Below are 5,641 nucleotides of genomic sequence, written 5' to 3'. Positions count from 1 at the left end.
TGTCGCAAAATCAATACTTCCTGACGCAAGAGCCTGATTTGCTTCAGCTCCTGAATCAAAAACAGTAAATTTACTTTCTATGCCTTTCTCACCAAAGTATTCATCAAACATTCCTTCCACCATTGCTATTGTTTCATCATTTGGTACTCTAAGAATCCCAAATCGTATTTCTTCTGGTAAAGATTCTGTTTTCTCAGAAGTAGTGTCAGACTGTTCACTACCTCCACAGGCACTAAGACTCACAGCTACAAATGCAATTAACACAAAAATCAATAGTTTTTTCATTATATTTTTTCTCATAATCTACCTCCAGTGTAATATTCTTTAGACATGCCCTTTCCAGTAAACAAATTTCCTTTCTAAAAAGCGTAAACCGGCATCAATTAAAACTCCAGTAATACCCATAATTATAATTCCAACAAAGATAACATCACTTTTAAGGAAATTAGCTGCATCTAAAACCATCCAGCCTATACCTGATGTTGCAGCTATCATTTCAGCTGAAACTAAAGTTGTATAAGAAACTCCAAATGCTGTTCTAATTCCAGTAAAAATCTCAGGCATAGAAGCAGGTAATACTATTTTAAAAAATACTTTTTTCTGACTTGCTCCCAAGGATTTAGCACTCAAAATATAATTTGCGTTAATTTTACTAACTGCTGAAACACAGGCTAAATAAATAGGGGCGAAAGCAGCTAAAAATAGTAATATTATTTTTGATTCATCATCAATACCAAACCATAAGATAAGTAAAGTATAGTAGGCAAGAGGTGGTAAAGGTCTGTAAAATTCAACTATAGAATCAATAATAGCCTCTACTTTGCTAAAATAGCCACTTAAAAGTCCAAGAGGGACTGCTGTCGAAATAGCTAAACCAAGCGCTATAAATAATCTTCTAAAACTGGCCAGCATATGTGACCATAAAGGAACTCCATTATATCCTGACCTTATTAGTTTTATAAAAGCCTTTGCCACTCTTAAAGGTGAGGGTAATAAAGTGGGAGAAAAAAGTTCGAATTTTGTAACTAAATACCAGGCTACAAAAATTCCTATCCAGGTTACAATAGTTAAAGAACTTTCAACTCGTTTTTTGTTAATTTTATTTTTTTTCTTATTAGGATCAGACTCTTTTTTGACATTGTGGTCTTGATTACTCAAATTCATATCTTACCCACCTTTATTATATATAAATTATTTCATTAAAATAAATCAGTAAGACCATCGAGCTATAAACCCGATGGTCATCCTGATTTGAAATTCAAAGAGATCAACTACAATACTATTCAATCTCTTTTCATTATATCATTATATTAATGTTTATTCAAAATTATAATCTGTAACAATCTTTTCTCTGTCTGTTACCTGATCTAAATAATACTGATGACAGCATACTCCAAGGAACGAACCGGAAATATTATAAAGATTGTCATAACCCATTCCCTGTAAAGCTCTAATTGCATTATAACTTCTCTGTCCTGAACGACAGTGTAAATATACTGGCTCATCTTCAGGAATTTCATCTACTCTATCTCTAAGTTGACTTAATGGAATATTAATTGCATTTTTAAAATGTCCTTCAGCAAATTCATCTTCTTCACGACAATCTATAATACAGGCATCATTTTCAACTAATTCTCTTACTTTAGTAACTGGTACCTGTTCAAAGTCATTATTTAAAAGGTTAAGTCCTACTAATGCTGCGTGGTTAACTACATCTTTAGCAGTTCCAAATACAGGAGCATAACATAATTCTAATTCTTTAAGATCTTCAAGAGTACCTCCCATGTGAATCATTGTAGCAATAACATCAATTCTCTTATCGACATTACCTCTACCAACTGCTTGTGCACCAAGAATTCTTCCAGTTGGATATTCATAGATTAATTTAAAGTGCATTGGGTGACTTTCTGGCATTAAGCCAACTTTGTCTCCTGGGATTACATATGCTATATCATAAGGAATTCCTACATCCTGGGCCTGTTTTTCATTAATACCAGTTGAAGCTGCATTCATATCAAAAATTCTTACTACAGAAGAACCAATGATTCCATTATGAGTATGATCCTTATCATAAATAGCATCTGCAGCAGCTCTAGCCTGTCTTTGAGCAGGACCAGCAAGAGGTAATCTTGTCTTTCTATTTGTCATTCTACAATATACTTCTATTGCATCTCCAATAGCATAAATATCTTTATCATTTGTACGATAATTATGATCAACTTCTATGCTGCCAGTTTCTCCTATATCTAAACCAGCTTTTTCTGCTAATTCAGTTTCAGGACAAACACCGATGGCCATTACTACAGCTTCAGCATCTACTTTTTCTCCTGAACTTAATACAACATGGTTATTATTAATTTCTTCAACTGCATCTTCTAAAATTAATTCTACACCTTTATCATATAATTCTTTATGGAGAATTTGAGCCATATCATTATCAAATGGAGGCATTATTTGATCCATTGCTTCAATTAATTTAACATTTTTGCCAGCATGTTTTAGGTTTTCAGCAACTTCACACCCAATAAATCCAGCTCCTACTACTGCTACATCCTCAATATTATTTTCTTCAATATATCCATTCAATTTTTTAATATCCTGCACATTCCAAATTGTAAAAACATTATCATTATTTACACCAGGAATACTATTTGGACAGATCGGAGCAGCTCCTGGAGATAAAACTAACTTATCATAATCTTCTTCATAAGTTTCACCTTTTTCCAGATCTTTTACTACTACTTTGTTTTCTTCTCTTTTAATATCAATAACTTCATTATGGGTTCTGGCATCAATCTTATATTTATCCATAAATTCCTGTGGAGAAATCAATACCAAATCATCACTATTTTCAACAGTTCCACTTAAATGATAGGGAAGACAACAATTTGAAAAAGAAACATTTGGCCCACGTTCAAACATTATTACTTCTGCTGATTCATCAAGTCTTCTAACTCTTGCAGCTGCTGAAGCTCCACCAGCTACTCCACCTACAACTAATACTTTCTTACTCATAATATATTTCCTCCTATTTAAGATTTTAATTATAATTTTGTATCATTAAAGCCTTTTAACCAGAAATCCGATCATTAAATTTATTACTTACAATACCTCCAACTATCATAGCGATCAAGAAAAACCAGCCTGATAGAGAGAGATTTGAAATTGGAGTATATAAAGCTCCAACATTACAACCATTAGCTAAACGAGTACCAAAACCCATTGTGATACCACCTAAAGCATAAACAGCTACTTCTTTACCTCTTATCTTAAGGCCCGCTTTAAATGCATCACTAAACTTGCCTGCTGTAAGAAGATAAATAATAGCTCCAGCTATAATTCCAAAGTTCTGGACAGAGATTTGATGCTCAAAAAATGGAAGTTCATATAATCCAGCTGGCATATTAGTAAAATTAGCAAGAGCTTCAGACGAAACTCCAAATAACATAAGTACCTTACCAAACCAGATACCATAAGGCTGAGATGCACCCCAACCGGCTTTAGTAACTCCCATTAATACAGCAAAAATAATTGCCAGAGCAATCGCACCCTGTTTTAAAGTCCATGGTTTCACAAAAAAGTGTTTATATGTTTCAGCACTAAATAATTTGAATTCACTAATTTTAAAGCTTTCTTTTTCTTCCTGCTGTTTTTCTATTTCAAGGCCAGTATATTTATTATTCCTCAATTGTTTTTTCTCATACAAATAAGAGAAATAACTAATTATTGCCCCAAAAACAGCAATTAATAAGAGAGCTCCTAAATAACCGTAAAGACCATCTCCCTGAAAAAGATCAGGTAAAAAGACTCCTCCCATAGTTTTTTCTCCTACTGCACTGGTAAACCAGGATTCATTAACCCAGCTTGCAGTTCTTTGTATAGGAAAACCAAGGAAAACTCCTAAACCAAAGAATATTAAAGTTATAAAAGCTCTTGGGAATCCAGAAGGAAGATCTGTAAGAACCCCACTAGCACAACAAACTGAAAGTGACATTCCAAAACCGAATAAAAATCCACCGGCAAGTAATCCCATATTAATTGGTTTTATCCAGATATTATAACTTGTAGCTCCAGCTCCCAAAAACAATCCTGCATTAATAACTGCTGTTATAAAAAACATAAACATCATAGTTCTCATCAATTTTGTTGACCCTGTTCTATAAGCTCTATTCACACTTCCAGCAAATCCAGTATATGCTCTAGCTAAAGAATAACCAATTCCTGTACCTATAAGCAATCTTGCAAATAATGTTAAATCCCTAAAATAAAATTTAGATAAAATCAATACTACAAAAATTAATATAAATCCTATTATTTTTTCTAACTTACTCAATTTTTTTACCCCCTTTAATTTTTATTCAAAATTTTTCTCTTATTGGGTTTTGTAAAACTATTTATTAGATTAAATAAATGATAAAATAAAATTTTGAATAGATTGTACTTGAATTCTCAAATGAATTCAAAAAAATTTGAGCATTAGTTCTTTTTCTTCTTTCAAAACTATTATATACTATACTCTACTAAATCTAAAATAACAAAAGATTATACTGTATAATCGTTTGTTATATAATTAACAAAACCCCTTTCATAAATTATATCATATTTTTCAAAATTTATGAAAGAGGTTTAACTTTTAAATATATTTTATTTTGTTAATAAAGCTTATAATTTAATTTTTATCATCCATTTCTGTGAGAACAACCCCTATTAAACCAGGGCCAGTATGCACAATCATAACCGGACTTATTTCTCCTAAAAATATTTCTTTAATAGAATCTAATCCTTCAAATTTGTTTTTTAGCTTACTAGCTTCTTCTTCAGCAGCAGCATTAACTACATCTAATAAATAATTTTTATCTTCTTTTAATCTATCTTTAATTATAGAAAACATTTTATCTAGAGAACGACTTCTACCTCTAATTTTATCAAAAGTAAAATATTCTCCATCATCATCAATTGATATAATGGGTTTAATGTTTAATAATTGGGCAATGGTTCCAGCAACTTTACCAATCCTGCCGCCTTCTTTTAGATACTTCAAAGTCTTAACAACAAAAAATACCTCTATCTTTTCTTTCTTAGCTTCAATTTTTTCAATTATTTCTTCAAAATCATCTTCACCTTTATCAACTAATTCCTGGGCATATAAAACCAACCTTCCCAATCCTTTTGACAACATTTTTGAATCTATTACTTCTACAGTAATTTCTTCCATCTGGTCAGCTACCATTTTACAATTATTATAAGTAGCTGAGAGACCACTAGAAATATGAATAGAAATAATATGAGTATAACCCTGTTCTTTTAATTTTAAATATGTTTTTTTAATTTCTTTTGGGGAAGGCATCGATGTAGTAGGAATTTCCTCTTCTAATTTTTCATAAACTTCCTGGGGTTGTATATCTACTCTATCATGAAATTGTTTATTATCATATATAACTTTCAAAGGTAATGACTCTATTCCCAATTCCTCTAACTCTTCACTCTTTAAATCCGAAGTACTATCAGTAACAATAGCTATCTTTTTATCCATGGTTTTTCTCCTCTTTTAAAATTTTTCTTTTTCACACAAAAATACTCTGATTTAATTATAGCAACATCTATCTATAATAGCAAATCGAATTTTGTAGAATTTTGAATT

5 protein-coding genes are annotated in these 5,641 nt (G+C 31.4%); all 5 read right to left on the bottom strand.

Annotation, left to right across the window (positions count from 1 at the left end; genetic code table 11):
• The coding region (locus VJ881_08010) for a taurine ABC transporter substrate-binding protein (GenBank protein ID HKL75997.1) at positions 1-300 on the bottom strand (300 nt) is incomplete at its 3' end.
• A 24-nt stretch (positions 301-324) separates the two neighbouring features.
• Positions 325-1,164: an ABC transporter permease gene (locus VJ881_08005; protein ID HKL75996.1), complete on the bottom strand. Its 840-nt coding sequence runs from the start codon at positions 1,162-1,164 to the stop codon at positions 325-327.
• A gap of 153 nt (positions 1,165-1,317) precedes the next feature.
• Positions 1,318-3,015 carry an FAD-dependent oxidoreductase gene (locus VJ881_08000; GenBank protein ID HKL75995.1) on the bottom strand — a complete coding sequence of 566 codons (1,698 nt, stop codon included), beginning with the start codon at positions 3,013-3,015 and terminating at the stop codon, positions 1,318-1,320.
• A gap of 55 nt (positions 3,016-3,070) precedes the next feature.
• Entirely contained in the window at positions 3,071-4,333 is a 1,263-nt protein-coding gene (locus VJ881_07995; protein HKL75994.1) for a YeeE/YedE family protein, read from the bottom strand.
• A gap of 336 nt (positions 4,334-4,669) precedes the next feature.
• Positions 4,670-5,533 carry a DegV family protein gene (locus VJ881_07990; protein HKL75993.1) on the bottom strand — a complete coding sequence of 288 codons (864 nt, stop codon included), beginning with the start codon at positions 5,531-5,533 and terminating at the stop codon, positions 4,670-4,672.
• Between the last annotated feature and the right edge of the window lie 108 nt (positions 5,534-5,641).

This window comes from Halanaerobiales bacterium, from assembly GCA_035270125.1.
Taxonomy (GTDB): Bacteria; Bacillota; Halanaerobiia; order Halanaerobiales; family DATFIM01; genus DATFIM01.
The sequence above is the reverse complement of the archived record's forward strand: the minus strand, read 5'-3'. Positions and strand labels throughout refer to the sequence as shown.